The sequence below is a fragment of the Paenarthrobacter sp. YAF11_1 genome, from assembly GCF_052113445.1.
Taxonomy (GTDB): Bacteria; Actinomycetota; Actinomycetes; order Actinomycetales; family Micrococcaceae; genus Arthrobacter.
The window spans coordinates 1-20435 of record NZ_JBFRDF010000018.1 but is presented as its reverse complement, the minus strand read 5'-3'; the positions used below and the strand labels follow the sequence as shown (position 1 = coordinate 20435).

General features: G+C 59.0%; 22 protein-coding genes and 1 pseudogene. 5 read left to right on the top strand and 18 right to left on the bottom strand.

Annotation, left to right across the window (positions count from 1 at the left end):
* Positions 1–39 precede the first annotated feature (39 nt).
* The gene (locus AB4Y77_RS21210; RefSeq protein ID WP_442015247.1) at positions 40–1005 is read left to right on the top strand and encodes a LysR family transcriptional regulator; all 966 of its coding nucleotides are present in this window, start codon (positions 40–42) and stop codon (positions 1003–1005) included.
* 240 nt (positions 1006–1245) lie between these two features.
* Here the strand turns inward: AB4Y77_RS21210 and AB4Y77_RS21205 are convergent, their stop codons facing one another.
* On the bottom strand, positions 1246–2418 hold the full coding sequence (locus tag AB4Y77_RS21205; RefSeq protein ID WP_442015246.1) for an acyl-CoA dehydrogenase family protein: 1173 nt from the start codon (positions 2416–2418) through the stop codon (positions 1246–1248).
* Positions 2419–2638: 220 nt separating this feature from the next.
* Between AB4Y77_RS21205 and AB4Y77_RS21200 the strand changes: the two genes are divergently transcribed.
* The 3 genes from AB4Y77_RS21200 to AB4Y77_RS21190 are packed head-to-tail and all read left to right on the top strand — an operon-like array spanning position 2639 to position 5207.
* Positions 2639–3205 (top strand): MaoC family dehydratase, encoded by a 567-nt coding sequence (locus tag AB4Y77_RS21200; RefSeq protein WP_442015245.1) that lies wholly within the window; start codon positions 2639–2641, stop codon positions 3203–3205.
* Between the two features lie 14 nt (positions 3206–3219).
* On the top strand, positions 3220–4068 hold the full coding sequence (locus tag AB4Y77_RS21195) for an HpcH/HpaI aldolase/citrate lyase family protein (protein WP_442015244.1): 849 nt from the start codon (positions 3220–3222) through the stop codon (positions 4066–4068).
* Complete coding sequence (locus AB4Y77_RS21190; RefSeq protein WP_442015243.1) at positions 4068–5207, top strand: CaiB/BaiF CoA transferase family protein; 1140 nt, start codon at positions 4068–4070, stop codon at positions 5205–5207. Before AB4Y77_RS21195 ends, AB4Y77_RS21190 begins: the two co-directional genes overlap by 1 nt.
* 208 nt (positions 5208–5415) lie before the next feature.
* On the opposite strand, the gene AB4Y77_RS21185 is transcribed toward AB4Y77_RS21190, so the two are convergent.
* The 6 genes from AB4Y77_RS21185 to AB4Y77_RS21160 all read right to left on the bottom strand — a co-directional run bounded on the left by AB4Y77_RS21185 (position 5416) and on the right by AB4Y77_RS21160 (position 10238).
* Positions 5416–5784, bottom strand: coding sequence for an aminotransferase class I/II-fold pyridoxal phosphate-dependent enzyme (locus AB4Y77_RS21185; protein ID WP_442015242.1), 369 nt, complete (start codon positions 5782–5784; stop codon positions 5416–5418).
* 584 nt (positions 5785–6368) lie between these two features.
* Positions 6369–6977 (bottom strand): RraA family protein, encoded by a 609-nt coding sequence (locus AB4Y77_RS21180; protein ID WP_442015241.1) that lies wholly within the window; start codon positions 6975–6977, stop codon positions 6369–6371.
* A complete protein-coding gene (locus AB4Y77_RS21175) occupies positions 6974–7780 on the bottom strand; it encodes an amino acid ABC transporter permease (RefSeq protein WP_442015240.1) in 807 nt (268 codons plus the stop codon). Before AB4Y77_RS21175 ends, AB4Y77_RS21180 begins: the two co-directional genes overlap by 4 nt.
* A 62-nt stretch (positions 7781–7842) precedes the next feature.
* Entirely contained in the window at positions 7843–8490 is a 648-nt protein-coding gene (locus AB4Y77_RS21170) for an amino acid ABC transporter permease (RefSeq protein ID WP_442015239.1), read from the bottom strand.
* A gap of 16 nt (positions 8491–8506) precedes the next feature.
* A complete protein-coding gene (locus AB4Y77_RS21165) occupies positions 8507–9397 on the bottom strand; it encodes a glutamate ABC transporter substrate-binding protein (RefSeq protein WP_442015238.1) in 891 nt (296 codons plus the stop codon).
* Positions 9398–9509: 112 nt separating this feature from the next.
* Positions 9510–10238 carry an amino acid ABC transporter ATP-binding protein gene (locus AB4Y77_RS21160; RefSeq protein ID WP_442015270.1) on the bottom strand — a complete coding sequence of 243 codons (729 nt, stop codon included), beginning with the start codon at positions 10236–10238 and terminating at the stop codon, positions 9510–9512.
* Between the two features lie 364 nt (positions 10239–10602).
* Here AB4Y77_RS21160 and AB4Y77_RS21155 point away from each other — a divergent pair, with 364 nt between their 5' ends.
* Positions 10603–11523, top strand: coding sequence for a LysR family transcriptional regulator (locus AB4Y77_RS21155; RefSeq protein ID WP_442015237.1), 921 nt, complete (start codon positions 10603–10605; stop codon positions 11521–11523).
* 431 nt (positions 11524–11954) lie between these two features.
* On the opposite strand, the gene AB4Y77_RS21150 is transcribed toward AB4Y77_RS21155, so the two are convergent.
* From AB4Y77_RS21150 to AB4Y77_RS21100, 11 genes and pseudogenes are all read right to left on the bottom strand, one after another.
* Positions 11955–12251 (bottom strand): putative quinol monooxygenase, encoded by a 297-nt coding sequence (locus AB4Y77_RS21150; RefSeq protein WP_442015236.1) that lies wholly within the window; start codon positions 12249–12251, stop codon positions 11955–11957.
* Positions 12252–12262: 11 nt separating this feature from the next.
* On the bottom strand, positions 12263–13066 hold the full coding sequence (locus tag AB4Y77_RS21145; protein WP_442015235.1) for an N-acyl homoserine lactonase family protein: 804 nt from the start codon (positions 13064–13066) through the stop codon (positions 12263–12265).
* Positions 13067–13069: 3 nt separating this feature from the next.
* Complete coding sequence (locus AB4Y77_RS21140) at positions 13070–13510, bottom strand: carboxymuconolactone decarboxylase family protein (protein ID WP_442015234.1); 441 nt, start codon at positions 13508–13510, stop codon at positions 13070–13072.
* A gap of 20 nt (positions 13511–13530) precedes the next feature.
* A complete protein-coding gene (locus AB4Y77_RS21135; protein ID WP_442015233.1) occupies positions 13531–14436 on the bottom strand; it encodes an NAD(P)-dependent oxidoreductase in 906 nt (301 codons plus the stop codon).
* Positions 14430–15182, bottom strand: a complete 753-nt coding sequence (locus tag AB4Y77_RS21130; protein ID WP_442015232.1) for an SDR family oxidoreductase — start codon at positions 15180–15182, stop codon at positions 14430–14432. Before AB4Y77_RS21130 ends, AB4Y77_RS21135 begins: the two co-directional genes overlap by 7 nt.
* A gap of 80 nt (positions 15183–15262) precedes the next feature.
* The gene (locus AB4Y77_RS21125) at positions 15263–15847 is read right to left on the bottom strand and encodes a thiamine pyrophosphate-dependent enzyme (protein ID WP_442015231.1); all 585 of its coding nucleotides are present in this window, start codon (positions 15845–15847) and stop codon (positions 15263–15265) included.
* A gap of 9 nt (positions 15848–15856) precedes the next feature.
* Positions 15857–16387 (bottom strand): thiamine pyrophosphate-binding protein, encoded by a 531-nt coding sequence (locus tag AB4Y77_RS21120; protein WP_442015230.1) that lies wholly within the window; start codon positions 16385–16387, stop codon positions 15857–15859.
* A gap of 97 nt (positions 16388–16484) precedes the next feature.
* Positions 16485–17810 (bottom strand): MFS transporter, encoded by a 1326-nt coding sequence (locus AB4Y77_RS21115; RefSeq protein ID WP_442015229.1) that lies wholly within the window; start codon positions 17808–17810, stop codon positions 16485–16487.
* A 479-nt stretch (positions 17811–18289) separates the two neighbouring features.
* The gene (locus AB4Y77_RS21110) at positions 18290–18970 is read right to left on the bottom strand and encodes a GntR family transcriptional regulator (protein WP_442015228.1); all 681 of its coding nucleotides are present in this window, start codon (positions 18968–18970) and stop codon (positions 18290–18292) included.
* A 128-nt stretch (positions 18971–19098) separates the two neighbouring features.
* On the bottom strand, positions 19099–19794 hold the full coding sequence (locus AB4Y77_RS21105; protein ID WP_442015227.1) for a GntR family transcriptional regulator: 696 nt from the start codon (positions 19792–19794) through the stop codon (positions 19099–19101).
* A gap of 288 nt (positions 19795–20082) precedes the next feature.
* A pseudogene (locus AB4Y77_RS21100) lies at positions 20083–20435 on the bottom strand (transposase); the annotation flags it as partial.

Sequence of the window (20435 nt, the reverse complement as noted above, 5' to 3'; positions counted from 1 at the left end):
GATCTATGCCACCCTGCTATTGAGCAGAGGAGTGATCTGATGGAAATGCGGCAGTTGCAGGCATTGGTGGCCGTGGCGGATACGGGTAGCGTTACACGGGCTGCGGAGTTGCTGCGGATTGTCCAGCCAGCGGTCACTCGGCAGATCCATAATCTGGAGACTGAACTTGGCGCCACCCTGTTTGAACGTAGCCGTTCCGGGATGCGGCTCACCGACGTTGGTACCCATGTGGTGGAACGGGCCCGGCGGGCACTAAATGAACTTGAGCGCGCCCGTGAAGAGGCGCGCTCCCAGGGCGCTGGCCTTCATGGAATAGTCACTGTTGGTCTCTTGGCTAGTACGTCCTCGCTCCTGGCCGTTCCGTTGGTTGAACGGGTGCTGAAAAGTCATCCAGGTGTCCGGCTGAGGGTTGTAATCGGGTACGCGGGTCATCTGAGTCGTGGGCTCGAATCGGGCGATATTGACGTTGCCGTCACGTACAACCAGCCGCCTGCCGCTTCCCTGGATGTTCTGCCGTTGTTGGACGAAGACCTGTGGGCGATCGCGCCGCCTACTGATAATGCGACTTCTTCCTTGGGTGTGAACCTTCAGGATCTGCTGCAGAGGACGCTGGTCATGCCGAGCGCTCCCCACGGCATTCGTTCACTGGTGGAGAGCGCTGCAGCGCGCGTCGGACTGTCGCTTGAGATTGCCGTGGAGACAAATGACGCTGGAGTTCAGGCCCAATTGGTGCGCGCTGGAATTGGGTGGACTGTTCTGCCGGGCATTCTCGCAGCGCAAGAGGCAGCAGCCGGGGTTGTCCACGCAGTTCCTATCACTCCCGCGATTCCCCGCAGGATCGTCTTGGCTCGGCCCACCAGCACGCGCTCAACGGCTGCCGTGCGGATGGTGGCCGAGATGCTGGAGGAAACCATCCTTGAGAGAATTTCCTCTGGCATGTGGCCTTCCGCTCGTCCGGTTCGACAGTGGCCAAGCGCTCGACAAGGTGCAGCCCCGTCTGTCTAGCCAAACTTTATGGGTGCTCTCAGCGGCCTCGGCTGAATCCACACCTCGAAGGCATCGGCAGAGCAGAATATGGCCCGTTGGTTAGTGGCATCCGCCGCGATCCACAAGGCTGACGAATCCGGCATGACGTGTTCAATAATCCCGGTGCGGACGAGGCGTTTGTCTCTCCTGATCTCGACAGTGGCCCCAACGAGGCGGCTCCAGTTCTGCGATTCATCCATGGCAGGCACCCTCAACTGCTCAGTAGGAGCGGGGGAGCCCCAGCACCTTAGTGGCGACGAAGGACTTGATCATGTTGTTGTTGACCGGCGCTACCTGGAACATGCGGGTTTCGCGGAATTTACGTTCGACGTCGTATTCATCAACGAAACCGTAGCCGCCGTGGGTGTCCAAGCAAGCGTTGCCGGCGGCCCAGCTGGCCTCAGAGGCGAGGTGCTTAGCCATGTTGGCTTCGGCTCCGCACGGCTCGCCGGCGTCGAACAGCCGGGCCGCCTCGTAACGCATCATGTCCGCTGCCCGGACTTTCATGTAGGCATCGGTGATGGGGAATTGCACGCCCTGGTTGGTTCCGATGGTGCGGCCGAAAACGGTACGCTTGTTGGCGTACTCCACCGCGCGGGTGGTGAACCAGTATCCGTCACCGATCGCTTCCGAGGCGAGGAGAATTCGTTCAGCGTTCCATCCGTCAATAACGTAGCGGAAACCCTTACCCACTTCTCCGATGACTGCTGACTGCGGAACGCGCATGCCTTTGTAGAAGATTTGGTTGGTGGCGTAGTTGAACATCGTTCGGACCTTGACCACTTCCAGGGTCTCGGGCTGTTCGGTGCGCACTTGTCGTAGGTCTACGAGGAACAGGGTGAGGCCGTGGGTGCGGTCTCCGCCCTTCTCTTCGGACTTGGCTGAAGTGCGGGCCAGGACGAACGCCAGGTCTGATTCGTCGATACGACTGGTCCAGCTCTTGTGGCCAGTGATGACGTAGTCTTCGCCGTCTTGTACGGCGGCGGTTTCGATGCTTGTGGTGTCTGAGCCGGCGGCATCCTCCGTGATGGAGAACGCCTGGAGACGAAGATCGCCGGAAGCGATTGCGGGCAGGTAGGCATTCTTTTGGGCCTCATTGCCGTGGCGGAGAAGCGCGCCCATGGTGTACATCTGCGCATGGCATGCTGCTGAGTGGCCACCGGACTTGTTGATTTCTTCCATAACGACGCTGGCTTCGGTGAGTCCCACCCCGAGGCCGCCGTATTCAGTGGGGATCAGTGCGGCAAGGAGGCCTTCTTTGGTCAGCCTGTCCACGAACTCCTGGGGGTAGCGGCGGTTGCGGTCGGTCTCGCGCCAATACTCATCCGGAAACATGGCACACAGTGTCTGCGTCTTTGCCCGAAGTTCTTCAACGGTGGTGGGGACAGTCATCGGATGCTCCTTTGTGGGTTTGGCTAGTGCGTCATCGGTAGCCTGAACTGAGAATACAGAATATATTCAGAGTCTGACAAGGGGTGAAAAATACTTCAGTGCGTATGTAACTCATGTCTAAACCCTTGACACAACAGTCAGTTCTCCGGTTTGCTAGCTTGAGTACAGAATATATTCAGTTCCAAACGAAGTGAACTTGCACCGTCGAAGGAGACGACCCATGACTGAAGCAACGTCGACGAATACTTCGGGCCATACCCGGGTAGTCCCTGGCTGGACGGGAAGGCTCTTCGAGGACTTCGCCGTCGGCGACATCTACTATCACCCGTTCGGTAAGACTGTCACCGAGGCTGACAACCAGACGTTCACGCTTGTAACCCAGAACGTTGCCAAGACGCACATCGACAGAAACTTTGCTGCCGCCACCGAGTTCGGCCTGCCGCTGGTCAACTCCACTTTCACGTTGGCGCTGGTGACGGGACAGTCCACCATCGACCTGTCCATGAACGTCTTCGCAAACATGGGCTGGGAGGCTGTCAAGATGCCCAACCCCGTGTACGAAGGTGACACCATCTACTCGCGCTCCAAGGTGCTGGCGGTCCGGGAATCCAAGTCACGGCCCAACCTCGGTCTGGTAACCGTTGCAACAGAAGGCTTCAACCAGGACGGCAAAATCGTGATCAACTACCGCCGGACCTTTATGGTCTATCGCCAGGGCCATCTGCCCAGCGTCGAGTCCGCACGGCCGGACGAGTCGAGCCTTCCCGACCACGGGGACTTCCAGTAGTGAGTGGCGGAACATTGACTGTAAAGCCCACAGGGCAGGACGTTGTTACCGCAGCTGTCACAGCGTTGTTCGTACCCGGCGACCGTCCCGAACGCTTCGCAAAGGCAGTGGCCGCCGGTGCCGGCGTCATCATTATTGACCTCGAGGACGCCGTAGCGCCTGCGAGCAAGGCGGCAGCACTGGCCGCCGTCGCCGACTCACTGATGGACGGCGGCATCCGCGCTTTGGTGCGCGTCAACCCGAAGGATTCAGAAACGCACGACGCCGAAATTTCGGTCCTGCTCGAAATCGCATTCAAGGCGGGGCATGGCCTTTTGGGGCTGGTGCTGCCCAAGGCCGACGATCCTCAGCTGGTTGCAGAACTGCTCGGACTTTTTCCAAGGGACTTGGCTTTGGTGCCCTTGATCGAATCAGCCGCTGGTCTTGTGAATGCCCTGGATTTGGCCCGCGTTCCGGGAGTGTCCCGCCTGGCCTTTGGGGCGATCGACTTCGCACTTGATGTTGACGCATCGGGGGAGGACCGGTTCTTGGACCATGCCCGTTCACAGTTAGTGGTAGCGTCACGGGCTGCTGGCATTGCAGCACCCTTGGATTCGCCGTGCGTCGACATTCAGGACGAGGACGAAATCGCAGAGTCTGCCTTGTTGGCCAAGAAGTTCGGGTTCGGCGGCAAGCTGTGCATCCACCCCCGGCAGGTTTCCATCGCCGCCGCCGCTTTTGTTCCGTCCGAGGCTGAAGTAGCGTGGGCGCACTCGGTAATTGGCGCGGAAGGTTCCGCAGTACAGGTGGATGGCCAGATGATTGATCGTCCGGTCACCGATCGTGCTAAACGCATCCTGGCCAAGGCTGGAAAGGAGCTCTAGTGTCCCGGCTTCCCCTGGAAGGCATCACCGTCATTTCCTTGGAGCAGGCAGTCGCCGCTCCATTCGCTACCCGGCAACTCGCTGACCTTGGGGCGCGTGTCATCAAGATCGAGCGTGACGCCGGCGATTTCGCACGAGGCTACGACACGAAGGTTGATGGCATGTCGAGCTACTTCGTATGGCTCAACCGAGGCAAGGAAAGCGTGGTCCTGGACCTCAAGTCCGAAGACGGGCTTGCTGTGCTTAAAGAGGTGGTGTCCAGAGCTGACGTGTTGGTTCAAAATCTGGCTCCAGGTGCAGTGGAACGGCTGGGGTTCGGACCCGACGATGCCTTGGCCTTGAATCCGAAGCTCATCCACGTCTCCATTTCCGGCTATGGTCGGGGGGGATCACATGAGCAAAAGAAGGCTTACGACCTCCTCATCCAGTGTGAGTCGGGTCTGCTTAGCGTGACTGGATCGCCCGGCTGTCCAGCAAAGGTGGGAGTTTCCATTGCCGACATCTGCGCCGGGATGTACGCATACTCGGGCATCCTCACGTCTTTGTTGAGCCGTGCCACCACCGGTCGCGGCGATGTAGTGGAAGTTTCCATGTTGGAAGCCCTCGCCGAATGGGTGAGCCAGCCCTACTTCTTCGCCGAATACGGCGGGGCACCACCAGCCCGCGCCGGTGCTCAGCATGCCAGCATCGCTCCGTACGGTCCCTTCCAGGTACAGGACGGCACGGTATTCTTGGGGATCCAAAATGAGCGGGAATGGGCAACTTTCTGCGTTAAGGTGCTGGGTAGTCCCGGCCTCGCTAGGGATCGTCGTTTCTCGAGCAACAGCCTTCGAGTCACCAATCGTGCTGAACTGCACGGGGCCATCGACGCTGTCCTGAGTTGTATGACCACGGATGCGGTCACGGCGGCGCTCGACACTGCAGGTATAGCAAACGCCGAGTTGAGGGACATGCATGGTTTGTCGCAACACCCCCAACTATCGGCGAGAAACCGGTGGCGGGACGTGGAGTCACCGGTTGGGCCCTTGCGAAGTCTCATACCACCGGTCACGTCACGGGAACTTGACTACCGTATGGCTGCCGTCCCGGCGTTAGGTGAGCACACCGCCAAAGTCCGGGCCGAGATGGGGTTTGGCTGAGGAGAGTGACGACGCGAAGGCCGTCCGGAGCTACATCTCCGGACGGGCTTTCTTGTGGTTCATGGGCACCCGAAGCAAACCGTAGCTGTCATTGAAAAGCTCCCAATGTGGCGGTCATGCGCTGGAGACCTCCTTGCGGGCTTGCGACGTTCGTAGCGAAGGACAACCGTGCGTGGCCCTCCTCAGGCGGCCGAATTCGGTTCCGGAGCTAACCAGCGCCCCCGAGCGAATCGATCCACCAACTCATCGGAGACAACGGAGATGCGCAGCGTGGAAGCGCATAACACGCACCTTGCGGGACAGCTTTCTGAGCCGGAATCTCGCTGAGTACGGCCGTCGTTCGATCACGGCGTTCTTGATATGAGTACGATAGCGCCCTGACATCGGATGCAAGTGTCTGCAGAGCTGTCAGCGCGGCGTCCTGGACGGACGTATTGAGAGCTCCGTTGAATGTGCGGTGGATTACGTTGCTCTCTTCCCTGCCAAGGGCTCGACGGCTAAGACATAGCCAAAAACGCAGTCCCGTCATCGAGGAAGTCTTTGAGAACGTGCTGACGTGTACGACTTGGGAGGACACGTTCGCAGGCTAAGAGCGGATACGAATGGAAGTCCACCGAAGACAGTGTTTCCGCATGGTTCGTCGGATAGGAGCAGCACGTCCGAGTGCTCGGCCAGGAAGGCTTCGTGTACCTCGATTCATGGGCAGAGTACACGCCGCCTGTCGGAGGGCGTCCAAGTCGAGGGAATCATTCTTTCGCGCCGGATGCTCCCGCCATCGCAGCATGGTCCGCATAGAGGACTAAAGGGGGGTTCGGCGATCAGCACGCGGTCCCCGGGTTGGACAAGCGCGAGCATCAAGGTAGCAAGGCCGGCTCTGCCATCCTGGGTCAGGACAACTTCCTGGGTGTTCGTGGTACGTGGGTGATCAATCGAATTTTGTGCGGTGGCGTCCCTCAGTGTCGGCCACTCCGGTTATGGGTGCATAGCGGGCTCGTCCGTTTGAAGGGAACGGACCACGGCCTCATTGATCGCAGGGGGTGCCCGTATCAAGCTCATCCAAGGTGAGTGAGACGTTCCTCGGTGTCTCTGTCCCCGGGGTGGCAACGCGCCGACTTGACGCAGCGATCCGTCCGGCCGGACCGGGTCAGGCCGAGAAGTTGGTCACGAGGGTTCTTCCGTTCGAAGGGAGTAAAGCTCGAGTGTGGTTTTGCCACTGCGGATCTCGGCGAGAATTCGTTGTTCTTCGGCGACGCGTTCGTCGGCGGTGTCCAGTACCGACTCGAGCTGGTCCTGCGGCAGAATGACAACGCCGTCGGAATCGCCGACCACGAGGTCCCCGGTCCGGACAATGAGTCCGCCAACGCGCACCGGCGAGGAGAAGTCTCCCGTGGAGTCCTTGGTCGTACCGACCACACTGACGCTCCGAGAGAACACAGGGAAGCCCATTTCGGCCATTTCATCCGTGTCGCGGACGCCGCCGTCGATTACCAGTCCGGCGATCCGTCTGTGCTGCGCGGCGGCAGCGAGAATTTCACCCCAGTGGCCATTTGCGGCGCCTTGGACGTCGACAACCAAGACGCTCCCGGCGGGTGCCCTAGCAACGGCTTGATGCAGGGCGAGGTTATCGCCGCTGACTCCGAAGACGGCGAAAGCCGCTCCGGCGACCTTAGCGCCAGGCCATGCTGGTTTGATGCCGGGGTCGCAGGCGCAGTCCACTTTGGACGCTTCGTAGAGCGTAGCGGAAGAATGTCCGCGGGCTGAGTTCATCATTTGATGCTCAGAGCATGGATGGCACTTGCTGCGTCCGCAGAGGGCTTGACGTCCTTCGACTTGGGGTTCGAGCTAAGCCGGACCTCAAGGTACTTGGCGATGCCGGCCAGGAGAAGGCACAGGCTGATATAAATGCTGCCGACCACCAAGGCTGCGGGGATGATGGGCGACGAATAGCTCGCCGAACTCCCCACAAGCTTGCCGAGGTAAAGCAACTCCTGATACGTGATCACGAAGCCGAGAGCTGTGTCTTTCAATACCACGACCATCTGGGCAACGATCACGGGCAGCATCGCTCGAACTGCCTGAGGCAACAACACAAGGCGCATGACCGAGTTTTTACGGAATCCGATAGCATACGCCGCTTCCGATTGACCGCGGGGCACGGACTCTACACCTGTTCGGAATACTTCTGCCAAAACCGCACCGCTATAGACGGACACAGCCGTAACGACCGCAGTAAACGGAGTCACCCAGGTTTGCCCAATGACTGGGAGTCCGTAGTACATGATCATCATCAGCACCAGGACCGGTATAGCTCGGAGGACTTCGGTGATGAATGCGAAGCATTTGCTAAGCCAAGGACGGTCGGACATGCGGCCCAGCGCGAGACCAAATCCAAGGGCAAGACTGAAAGCGGCGCCCAAGCCGAAGGCGGATAGGGTGCGCGTGGTTGCTGCGCCGATTTGCTCCCAGACCTGGGGGTACGAGAATACTCGCCACTTCTGTTCACTGAACTGGCCGGTAACTGCCAATCTATAAGCGATGAAGGCCAGCACTGCGATGACAAGCAATGTTGCCACTGCTGCGAGGAGTCGGTTTCGGGCTATTGCCCGCGGGCCGGGAAGGTCTGAAAAGACACTGCTCATCGAACGATTTTCCATTTCTTCTCAAGGAATCTCTGGGCGAAGGACATGACTGCAACCAGCAGGATAAAGATCATCGCGACCCACAACAGCACGCCCAGCGCATTTTCTCCGCGTTCGCTGAGGTTGGCCCGCACGGCGCCAAGCTCCAGAACGGAGAAGCCCGCCGCAATGGTCGTCATCTTGAGGATTGCGATGAGTGCGCTGATGAGTGGTGGGACGACTGACCGGAAAGCTTGTGGCAGCACCACGTTGCCCATGACCTGACCGAACGTCATCCCGAGGGCCCGCGCGGCTTCGGCTTGGCCGACAGGAATCGTGTTGAATCCTGACCGGAGCACCTCCGTGACGTATGTGGCCGCATACAGCCCTATGGCCGTGATCGCAAGGGCTGTGTAGTCGAGTCGGGGGAGCCCCAGTGCGGGGTAACCGAAAACGAAGATGAAGAACACTAGGGTCAATGGCGTATTCCGGACAAGATTCACATAGGCGGTCCCGATGGCGCGGGCGGCCGGGACGGAGGATACCCTCATCACACCCAGCACCGTGCCGAGGATAAGAGCTATGATGGCCCCGCCAAAGAAGAGGACCAGGGTGTTCCCGAGTGCCGGGCCCCAGAGGTCGAGGTTGTCAGAGATGATGTTCATTGATAGAGCTCAAGCCTTAGTAGTTGTTGACGGGGGGTTGTTCCCCGGCCCTGCCGGTACTCCCGAGTGTGGCCTCGTATATCTCCGTCCACGTGCTCGTCCCGTCGGTGAGCATGGTGTTGATTGCCTTGCGGAGGCTAGTGTCATTCTTAGTAATACCAACGCCGTAGAGCTCAGTGGTGAAGGTTTCTCCGACCACTTTTAGCTTCTCCGGATCTTGAGATGCGAATCCAAGAAGCTGCGCTTGGTCTGAGGAGACAGCGTCCACTTGGCCCGCCTTGAGGGATTCCACGCACTGGGAGTATGTGTCAAATTCGGTGGTCTTCACACCCGGAAAATTTGCCCTGATGTTCTGTATGGGTGTGCCGCCGGTGATGGAGCAAACAGTGACGCCTGGTTTCAGGTCATCCTTGCCCTTGATCGTTTCGTTGTCCTTCTGAACAAGGATTCCCTGACCTGTCTTGAAGTACGGGCCCGCGAAATCTACCGCAAGCTTGCGCTTCTCGGTGATTGAGTACGATCCAACGTAGACATCCACGTCACCGTTTGCCAGTGCCTGTTCCCGTGCCACAGATGGGACTGCCTTATAGGTAATTTTTTCTTCACCGAAGCCCAGCGACGCCGCTGTCCATCGTGCAATCTCCACGTCGAAACCACTTCGCGTTCCCGTGACAACGTCCAGGTATCCGAACCCGGGCTGGTCTTCCTTGACGCCAATTATCAAGTGCCCACGGCTCTGTGCGCGCTGGAGTGTTGGGCTGTCATCGGGGGTGACGGAGGCGGCTACGGTGTATGAACGAACTTGCGGCGCAGCAGCGCCGGACGTTCCGTCCGCTGCACCAGAGCAGCCGGCAAGCGCAAGCAGGACTACCGTAGCGACCGCAATATGGGCATAGGTCTTGGTCATTTTGAACTCCTTGGAGGTGAATAGTTGTTGGTTTCCGATGTTGAAACGTCGGTCACCAAAGGAGAGTTTGCGGAAGCTGACGCCCTTTGAGCGACGCCAGCATCGGTGTCCTTCAGTGCGTGATTAACTTTGAAAGGAAGTCGCGGGCACGTTCGCTGCTCGGATTCGTGAAGAAGTGTTGAGGGGCCTGGTCCTCGATGATTTCGCCATCAGCCATGAAGACAACCCGGTCGGCAGCTTTACGGGCAAAACCCATTTCGTGGGTAACCACGATCATGGTCATTCCTTCCTTGGCCAGCTCGACCATCACGTCGAGAACCTCGTTGATCATCTCCGGGTCAAGCGCTGAAGTTGGCTCGTCAAACAGCATCACTTTAGGGTCCATTGCCAGTGCCCTGGCGATGGCAACACGCTGCTGCTGGCCCCCGGAGAGTTGGGCAGGAAGTTTGTGCGCCTGCTGCGCGACCCCTACTCGCTCCAGAAGGGTCAACGCCAGGCTTTCTGCTTCTGCTTTGCTGATTCTCTTCAATCGGGTTGGCCCAAGCGTCACGTTTTCCAGGACGCTCATGTGGGAAAACAGGTTGAACGATTGAAAGACCATGCCGACCTGGGCGCGAAGAGCGGCGAGGTCACGTCCTTCCTCGGGCAATTCGTGGCCGTCCACGCGTATCGTTCCCGAGGAAACTGCCTCAAGCCGGTTGATCGTCCTGCAAAGCGTTGACTTACCAGAACCGGATGGGCCTATAAGAACCACTACCTCTCCTTTGTCGACATCCAAGTCCACATTCTTGAGGACGTGGAGTGGTCCGAAGTGCTTGTTCACACCTCTAAGAGAGACCATGGGGGTGTCCGCTGGATGGACATCCGCGGATTTCTGCGCGGGCTGGGCGTAAGAACTATTCAAGCTGTTTCCTTGCTACGACATCATTGTTGGGGGTGCGGGATGACTCGAAACTGAATTCAGCGGCGCAGCTCCGTTGCTGCTGAAACTGCCAAAAGAAGATCGCGTCACTTGTTTCATTTGGCGGTAAATAGAGCCTAGGCATCGAGTGATCCGTGTCACCAGAGGTTTGGCATGCCTGTCGGATCATTCAGATATGCCGCCTAGGAATACCGCCTGAATCACAGCGACGATGGACGATGAAGAGACGTCTCGCTATGGACGGCGGGAAGGCGATGACAGAAACAAGTCGTACGCTTTAGTTGTGGACCTCAAGGAGCTGGAAACGTTCCGCGCAGTGGCGGAGTTGGGTAGTCTTACCAAGGCCTCGGGCAGGCTGCACACTGCCCAACCTGCCTTGAGTCGGCAAATCAAACTGCTGGAAGCCGAGCTTCGAACCTCCTTGTTCGTCCGGGACGGGCGTGGCATGCGGCTTACTCCAGCGGGAGAGATGCTCTTTGAGCGCACAAGAGGCCTCCAACGGGATGTCGATCGTCTGCGCGACGACATGCGGTCTTTTTCAGGGTCGCCGTCGGGGCGTGTCCATCTTGGGCTTGTGCCAACGGTGAGCGCCCAAGTTGCGGGCACTGTTGCGCGGAGGGTGCTCACGGAATTGCCCGGAGTCTCGCTGGTTATGTCCGAGAGTTACACGGGCCATTTGATCGACTGGCTGCATCGTGGGCAACTGGACCTCTCCGTCCTCTACGGACCCAGCGGCTCGTTGCCAATGCCAACGGAGTCATTTGGGAACGAGGAACTTGTCGCCATTACGGCTCGAGGAGGGCATCTTGCCAATCTTGAAGAGATAGAGCTGACTGCGCTTCTGAGTAAACCGCTAGCACTTCCGAGTCCTTCTCACGGGTTGCGCCGTATCATTGCTGACGCGGCAGAGCGGGCGAACGCCCCCATGAATGTGGTCATCGAAGCCGATTCGTTTCGCCTCCTTCTGGAAATTGCGGCGCAGGGGCTCGGAATCACGGTGCTGCCCATATCTGCTGCACGATCAGAAGTGGAGGCTGGCATACTCGAACTGACTCGCATCATCCATCCGACCTTGCACCGTGAAGTAGTTATGGCTTGGCCGGGGAACGAGACACCCTCGATTGCTGCGACTGCTGTTTCGGCGATCCTCCGAGACGAAGTTGCAAAGATCTTCACAAAAACATTGGAATCGCAGATAAAGTGACGGACGTTGAGACTTCGATGGTCTCGGAGGTCACCGCAGATAAGGATCCTCAGTACGTGCGGGAGTTTTGGCCTTACTCGGGGCGTCCTGCAGTTGGGCTTCCGACTCCGCGGCCAAGGACACGATAGTGACAATAGCGTCTGGGTACCCCTTTGTTTTGGCCGTGGCCACCATAGTTCCTTTTGCTGGTGTCACTTTCGATGCCCGCTCTGTCGTCGATGGGGCCTTCGAAATCCATGTGGGCGGAGGTCTCGATGGAACCGCTGTCCGCGAGCTTCGGCGATTGACTCCTTCACACTGGACCCATCGCAACGTCTTAGGGCCCGGTCCAGTCAGCCGGGAATCTATCCACTGGGATTCCGTAGCGTTGCTGCCCCACAGGGAACTGCTGCAGGGGCAGCCTAGGGTGATCCCGAAGGCAAGCCCGTGTACTAATTATCGGCGGTGTGGGTTGAGACCGTGCGTGATTCAAGCATAGGGAGGATCCGCTCAGCGCCGATTTGCTGGAAGTGTGCACTGTTGCGGTGGATTTCGAAATCTGCCGCTGCTCTGTAGCTCTCGAGGATGATGATCTGGCGGTCGTCCTGCCAGCCGCGGAAGAAGTCGTAGGAAAGGTTGCCAGGCTCGTTACGTGACGCCTCGGCCATGTGATCGAGGAGGGCCAGCACCTCTTCGGCTTTGCCTTCGAGTGTCCGGTAACGGGCCACCACATTGAATGTTGTTACCATCTTGATGCCTTTCAGCTTGGTTTGCCTATGACGATTGCTTCGCCAGGAGGGAGGTCTTCGCACTGCGGGTAGCGCATCAGGACGTCGCGGTCATGGCCAGGAATTAGTACGCAGTACGTTTTGTCCGCGCCGCCGCGGAGGTTCTCGAAAACCTCGTACATGCGAGGGAGGTCGCTGATCGCGGTGAAGGGCATGTCTCGTTCTAGTTCCTCATAGAAGTGCACGGCATCAGAGGCCAGCAACACCACCCCTTCCGTAGTGGAGACATAGACCATGGCTTGCCCTGGTGTGTGTCCGCCGACTTCAACCAGCCTGATGCCGGAAGCCACGGACGTCTCGCCTGTGAAGAGCCGAAGTCGCCGTTCGTTCCCAGCCCGTCGGAGTTGATCGATTTCATGGTCTTCTGAGTAATACGAGAACTGGGTGTTCCCTGCAACAGGTGAAGTCCAAAATTCATACTCGGACTCGGCCATGTGGATCGTTGCGCTCGGAAACAGGTCCACGTTGCCAACGTGATCATAGTGTCCATGGGTCACCACCAGGTCCTTGACGCTCCCTGGGTGAATGCCAAGGCGTTCAAGCGCCTCGACGGGGTGTAGAAGGAGGTGGCGGCCCCGACGCTCGCCAGCCTCGGTGCCGAATCCGGTGTCTACGATGACGGTGCGTTTGCTGTTCCGAAGGATCCAGAAGAAGTAATCTACGACGGCTGGGCCGTCCCGTTCACCGTAGAGGTGGTAATTAAGGTAGACGTCACTGCGGTGAGTGTCCCGGGTTCCAACACGCACCGCAATGACCTCATAGAGCTCTGTGTCCATTGGTCAGGAAGCGCCGTTTCCGCCCTCGTGAACCTGGACCGTCGGTTCGATGCCGTCCGCTTCCACTACCTCGCGCCAAGCTTCAAATCCGGCTTGGAATGCTACTACACCTGCTTCCGGCAGTGAGATCTCAATCGCTTCGAGAATCTCGGTGGGAGTCAGCCCAAGATCAAGGGCTACGCGGATGTGGCTCTGGATGTGGCCTTTGGATGCCCGCATGACCGTCAGGCTCACAATGAAAATAAGCTCCTTGGTCTTGCGGTCCAGCGTACGCTGATCCAGGTATGCCGCGGACACGACATGGTTGGCTGCCTGCAGTACCGGGAAATCATGCTTGGCCATGACCTTGTGGTAGTCCAGCACGTAGCCGCGCTTAACAGCCATGTCGTTGATGTACTGCTGGGCTTCGGAGTACTGGGAATTCCGGGCGGTATCGAGTGTCATTATGATCTCCGGTTCTGGTCTTATTCGCCGCTGAACGACGTCTTGTTGGTGATTTCGTAGTAGCGGGCAAGTTCGGTGTGGTCTGGCGCAGGACTATCCAAGGTCTCGCGGGCGTGGCGTGCCAGTGTTTCCGCAGAGAGGACGATCGGGGCTCGAAGGGACGAAGACTCGATGAGGCTCCTCGCGATCCTCATGTCCTTAAGCATCAGATCCATGGAGAAACCGGAATCGTAGGTTGCGTTCAGGATGTGCTTGGGATATTTGAACTCGGAGGCCTGGCTGCGGCTGGTTGAACCGTTGATCACTTCGATCATGATTGCCGGGTTGATGCCCACACTCTTTGCCACGCTGAGGATCTCCGCTGCGGCGGCGAGGTTGGTTGCGGACAAGAGGTTGTTCAAGGCCTTGGCGGCGTGACCAGTGCCGGCCGGACCGACACGGACGACCGTTTTGCCCATCAAGTCCAACAAGCCCTTGGCGCGTTCGGCGGCGGCCGGTTCACCGCCGACCATGATCGCAAGTTCACCGCTGATTGCCTTGGGAACACCGCCCGAAACCGGAGCGTCGACGTAGACGAGGTCCGATTCGGTGGCCTCGCCGGCGAGTGCGATGGTGCTCTCCGGCTCCGAAGACCCCATGTCGATGATCAGCGTCCCTCGCTTGAGTTTCCTGAAAAGTCCGTCCTCGCCGCGAAGGACTGTTTCAACAATGCGACTTGTCGGCAGCATGAGAATCACAGTGCCGACGTCTTGAGCCACTGCTTCCAGGTCCGCCGGTCCATGAACGTGCAGTTCCTTGGCAACGGCTTCGGTTGCTTGGGGGTCGGCATCGTAGACGAACAGCCTTTGCCCGCTTCTGGCGATATTTCCGGCCATGGGCCGCCCCATGTTGCCCAGACCGATAAATAATGTGGCGTCGTTCACCATGTCGAGGTCCCACCGTCCACGGTGAGTACGCTGCCGGTGGCGAAGCTGGATTCCTTGGAGGCGAGCCACAAGATCGCCTCTGCGATCTCCTCTGGACGACCCATGCGGTGCATGGGGGCGCGGCCGTTCAGCTCGTCGAGTACCGCCTGGGAGTTAGTGGATTGGTTGACGATCTTGTCAAAGTAGGGAGAGTTAATGGTGCCCGGGGCCACGGCGTTTACCCTGACACCCTCGTCGATGTGATCGAGGGCCATTGCACGAGTAAGGGCCGACACTCCACCTTTTGATGCCACGTAGGCTGCGCGGTTTTGGATACCAACCGCAGCCGTGTACGAGGAAGTGTTAACGATGCGTCCGTCGCCTGACTTGATCAATTCGGGCAGGCAGTACTTTGAGCAGAGAAAAACCCCTTTGAGATTGACCGACATGAGGCGGTCCCAGTCGGATTCTTCTATGTCCGCCACGGTCCCGAGCGATCCAAACCCCGCGTTGTTGCACAGGACGTCTATTCCGCCCAACCGCTGCACAACGGCGGCGGCCATGGCTTGGACGTCGGCTGAGTTGCTGACGTCCACAACAACGGCGAAAGCGTTCGACCCGGCCAGTTCAGCGACCTCCTTGGCGGCATCGCCGTTAACGTCCGCGATGGCAACCAAGGCACCGAGTTGAGCAAATTTGAGCGCCGTTGCTTTGCCGATGCCGCTGCCGGCCCCGGTAACGATTACCCGTTGATTCGTGAAATCCATATTCTCCTACTTCGTGAATTCTGTGATGGTGGAGTGGCCTGCAGGTCGTGCCAGCAGGCCACCCCTTGAGGTGGCGTGAGCTATACGTGTTCCGGGATGGTCGAGAGGACGTAGTCGCGGAAGTTGTTTCGTAGACGCACACCTTCACGTTCGATCACGACGTTTGCGGCGGGGCCGGGCGCGACCCTGATCAATACCAGGGCGGTGTCACCTGGCATAAGGATCAAATTCCGTGCAGCGGCGAAGTCCGACTCGTCGTGGACCGTAATGGTGCGCTGGATTCCGAAACCGCGGGCGACCTCTTCCAAGTCCGTAACGGTGTGTGTCGCCGTCACTTGGTTGCCGGTCAGGCCGTACCGCCCGTTGTCGACGACGATGATGCGCAAGTTTTGAGGGTTCTGCACGGCAATGGTGGCGAGTGTGCCGATGTTCATCAGGAGTTCGCCGTCTCCGGTTACTACAAGGATCTCCTGTTCCGGGCGGGCCAAGGCGAGTCCAAGACCCACCGAGGCGGCAGCACCCATTACCCCGTCGAGCAGGAAGACGCGGGGGTCGTGGTCGGTGATGTACGCGAGGTCGTTCGCCGCGCTGCCGAGACCCGTGACCACCAGTCTGTCTTCGGTGCCGTCCAAGAGGGTGGCCAAAGTTGGGGTACGTTCAAGCATCTTTTTCTCCTAGAAGGACTTGGCGCCGAGCAGGCGCTGGGTGAGCAGGACGGCGACGGACCGCCCCGCACGGTGAACGGAGCCAAGGGCCGCTTCGACCGTTTGGGTGACGTCTTCAGGGGAATCAGTGCGTAGGGTGATGACGTCCATGGCCTGCAGCGTCGGTTCGACCGCCCGGCCCATGGCGAACTGCCAAGGATTCTGCTCGCCGTAGTCGCCACGCATGGTGACGATGGTGAGGAACGGAATCTGACAGTGCTGGATCAGCGACAGAAAGTTGATGGTGTTTCCGACGCCGCTGGACTGCATTAGCAGCACCCCGCGTTCTCCACCAAGGTAGGCTCCCGCCACAACCCCGACGCCTTCCTCCTCGGTCGATAGCGGGATTGCGTGGACTTCCGGGTCTTCAAGTGCGGTATCGATCAAATGCCGGTGTCCGGCGTCAGGCACGAACGCGAACTGCGTTATTCCGTGGTCGCGTAAGAGCTGATACAGATCCTGTTGCCAGGTGCGGGCCGGCAACGTTTCGATGATGGTCATGCTGTGTGTTCCTTCCGGATGTACTTTCCGTGATTCCGCCTAAGTGCGGCGGGCAGATTCGGTCGTTGAGTTTCGTGTGGCTTTGGACCTCGGGTCGCTAGTTCTTGTCCTTGCTGAGTTTGTGCCCCTGCTCGAAGATTCCGCCCAGCAGGACAAGAGCACCCAGGAAGACAAGGATGATCACAACGCCAACGGTGGAATTCGTTGGTGATGCCGTGACCAGGCCAAGGGCAGCAAGGGGCACGACGGCGCCGGCGATTGCGGCGCCCAATTCTCGTGCAGTTCCGACACCAGTTGAGCGCACTTCAGTGGGGAACTGCCGGCTTAGCAGAGACCCCTGGGCCGCGAACATCATGGGGCTGATGATGCCGGCGCAGAGCCCAACGCCTACGAACACGGCCCACGGCTGCGCATTTCCGAGCAGCCAGAGGAATGGGGCCGCGACCAGGATGGACAACACGGCACCGATGATGTTCACGCGTTTGCTGCTGATGGCGTCACTGAGCCGTCCGAAGAGAGGAATAACGCAAATTGCGACGAGGGCGCCGATCATGATCGACATGGAGCTCAGGTTGGCGCTAACGCCCTGGAATTCGGTGAGGTAGGCGACCGAGAAGGTCTTGTAGATATAGGTCAGGGCGCTGTAACCGAGAGCTATTGAAAACACGACCAGGCATGCGCGCCAGTGGGAGCGGAAGACATCGCTGAATTTGGCTTGCTTTGCCGTTTCCTTGTGTGCGACGTAGTCCGGAGTCTCAGGGACTATCCTCCGGATCCAGATGCCGATTCCCACGAGGACGATGCTCATGATGAAGGGGATGCGCCATCCTCCCGCTAAGAGGAACTCATCGCCGTTAAGGGTCAACAAGGTCACGCTCAGCGAGGAGAGCACAACACCGATGTTCAGCCCCAGGGCAGGCCACGCTCCCTGACGGCCGCGGCGACCGGGTCTGGCGTGCTCGTAGGAGACGACGGCCGCTCCTGCGAACTCGGCGCCGGCGCCCATACCTTGGACGATGCGAAGGACAACGAGCATGATGGGCGCCCAGATTCCAATCTGAGCGTAGCCGGGGAGAAGGCCGATGGCCGTGGTTGCCAGCCCCATCAACATGAATGTAATGACGAGCATGTTCTTGCGGCCGATTCGGTCCCCGATGCGACCGAAGACGATTCCGCCGATGGGACGTGCCAAGAAGCCCACGGCGAAGGTAGCGAAAGATTGCAGCGTTGCTGTCTGGCTGTCGCCGCCAGGAAAGAACACCTTCCCGAAGACTATCGACGCCATCGTTGCGTAAAGGTAGAAGTCAAACCACTCAACGGTGGTTCCAACGATGGCGGCAGTGGCAACGCGTCTTGTTCGCTTGCGCTCCTCCTGACCCGTTTCCGGCCTCCTGCCGGCAGTGGTCTCCTGCTTCAAATCCACGTCTGTACCTCATTGTCTTTTCGTGATGTCTCTGGGCGTGTGGCCGAAGTCTCGCTGCTCTGCGAGGTTGAGGGGTGATGGAAGCCGATCCAGCGCGTGCGGCGGGCACCTTCTTTGGCGAACCCGCTTATCTGGACATTCTTCGGCAGCGGTTCACTGAGCCACGCTTATGAGAATACCGTATTACGGTCTTCTGAGTTATGCAAGTCACAACACGGAACGAAAGGGCGACCAGTAGAGGTAAAAGTGATGTCGGGAGTTGCCGAACTGATGTAAAGGGCATGGCTAGTCACGCGCCTTAGTTCGCTGCGCCAGATGGTCCCTGATGGGCAATGCGTGGAAAACGCAGCCAAGCAACGCCGTATGTTGGCATTTGCTGAGGGTAAGCGCGACTCTCGCGTGTTTGCTGAAGGGGGCAAATCCTGGACCCACACCATGCACACCGTAATACGGTCACGTGACGAAGGTGTGGATGGACGCTAGTTGCCGTTCTCGAGTCTCCGCATCGCGGTTAGGGCGGCATGTGCGGCTGCCGTAACGTGTTCCTCACAGGCGATCCGGGCGTCTTCAGGATCGCGAATAACGGCAGAAGCTGCGGTGATGCGCGCGATCTCGGCCACGGTACGCACCGCACGCCCGGGGGTGGCCAGGGACAGATTTCTCAACATCTGTGTGCGAGCGTGCACGCTTCGGAGCATCCGGGCGATTTCAGGGTTTCCGGCACCTTCGAATAGTGCATCGTAGTATCGGTCCTTCGCTTCCAGCCGCTTTACGGGATCACCCGAGGCCATGGCGCTCTTGATGGCGGAAAAGCGGGCAACCAGTTCGGTGCACTGCACACCTGTTGCTCGCTCTGCAAAAAGACTGCCAGCTAGCGACTCCAGTGCACGCCGAACCTCGTAGAGGCTTTGGGCCTCGCGAATGCTCAGGGTGGCGACCTCGGGCCCACGATTAGCGATCATCCTGACGAGGCCTTCTGACTCCAGTTGACGCAGGGCTTCCCTTACAACCGTTCTGCTGACCGAATACCTTTCACACAACATCGACTCAACGAGTCGCTCGCCGGGGCGGAACTCTTGGGCCACGATGTCGTGGCGAAGGGCGTTGACCACTTCCTGCCTCAATGGGGCCGCAGTTCGACGGACAGCGTCGGTGGTCATGTCCCTATTCTCCCTTGGGGTGCTTGCTTCAGATGACCTTAGTTGGCGGGTCATTTTACGTAATACAGTATTATAGCGGTCGTAGTGCCCTGGAAGGAGCTTTCATTCCCTCCCTAACTACCGCCTCATCACATTGGGGAGTCGGCGCTCTCCCGCATGCGGCGTCGCATTTCTCCCAACGTGGACTCGGTAGCCATTCGCGCGTGATGATCACATGCCGCCCTGGCTTCCTCGGGATCGCGAGTCATTGCTGCTGCCGAAGTAATGCGGCTCAGCTCGGCGACAATTCCAGGTCCACGGGACGGGAGCGCCAGCGAATACATCCGAAGGGCTTGCGTTCTCGCGGCCACTTCCCGGAGCATCTTTCCGATCTCCTCGTTCCCAGCCCCCGCAATCAGGACCTTCCTGAAGTTGTTCTTCGCGGCTAGTTTCTGCAGGACGTCGTCGCCCTTCATGGCCGACTTCACCTCGTTGAGTGCGGCGACCAAACCTGCGCAGTCCGGGTCGGTGGCACGCTCTGCAAACAGGCTGCCAGCAAGCGCCTCAAGGGAACGGCGGATCTCGTACAGGCATTCGGCTTCGTGCAGGCTGAGTGCGGCGACAGCAGGACCGCGGTTGGGAACCACGACCACAAGCTTCTCGGTTTCCAATTGGCGCAGAGCCTCCCTGATCACAGTCCGGCTGACCTGGAACTTCTGACACAAAGCGGCCTCCACTAGCCTCTCACCGGGAGAAAACTCTGCGGTCACGATGGCTTCGCGCAGAGCATCCGTGACCTCTATGCGGAGCGGAGCGGCGACACGATCGGCCCGGATGTTGTTCACTGTCTTCCTTTCATTGCCCGACCTTTGCACCCGATTCAAAGCCGGAGAATGCGTCGGCCTAGACAGGAGAGCGCGGTATAAGTTGCAGTCGCAGATGAACTGGCCACGACGTGGCATCTATAGTTTTTGCCCGCCTCAAGACTACTCCGCAGAGTGAAGGCATTTCGCTGGGCTGGCCGGGGCAGGGAGCAGTAGATGAATATTAGATCCCTGGGGCAGTACGTCCGGGGCCGCGGCTTTGGATTTTTCCAGTCGGTATCGGATTCAGGGGTGTCCCTATCCTTTTGGTCAAGCGGCGTGGGCGGGATTTTCTTCGTAGAAGGTGCCGTGTCGGAGCATGGAGTAGATGACGTCGCAGCGGCGCCGGGCCAGGCAGATGACGGCGGCGTTGTGCTTCTTTCCCTGGTCCCATTTCTTTTGGTAATAGGCCTTCGACGCCGGATGGTGGCAACTGGCGATCCAGGCTGACCTGAAGAGCGCGTTTTGAGCTGTTTATTGCCGGAGCGTGCGGGGAATTCCGCGCGGATGAGGTTCCCGAGAGCCGCGTCACCGGGGCGATGCCGGCGTAGGCGGCCAGGTGCCCAGCGGAAGTAAACGTACCGGCGTCGCCGATGGTCAGGAGTATCGTCGCTGCGGTCTTG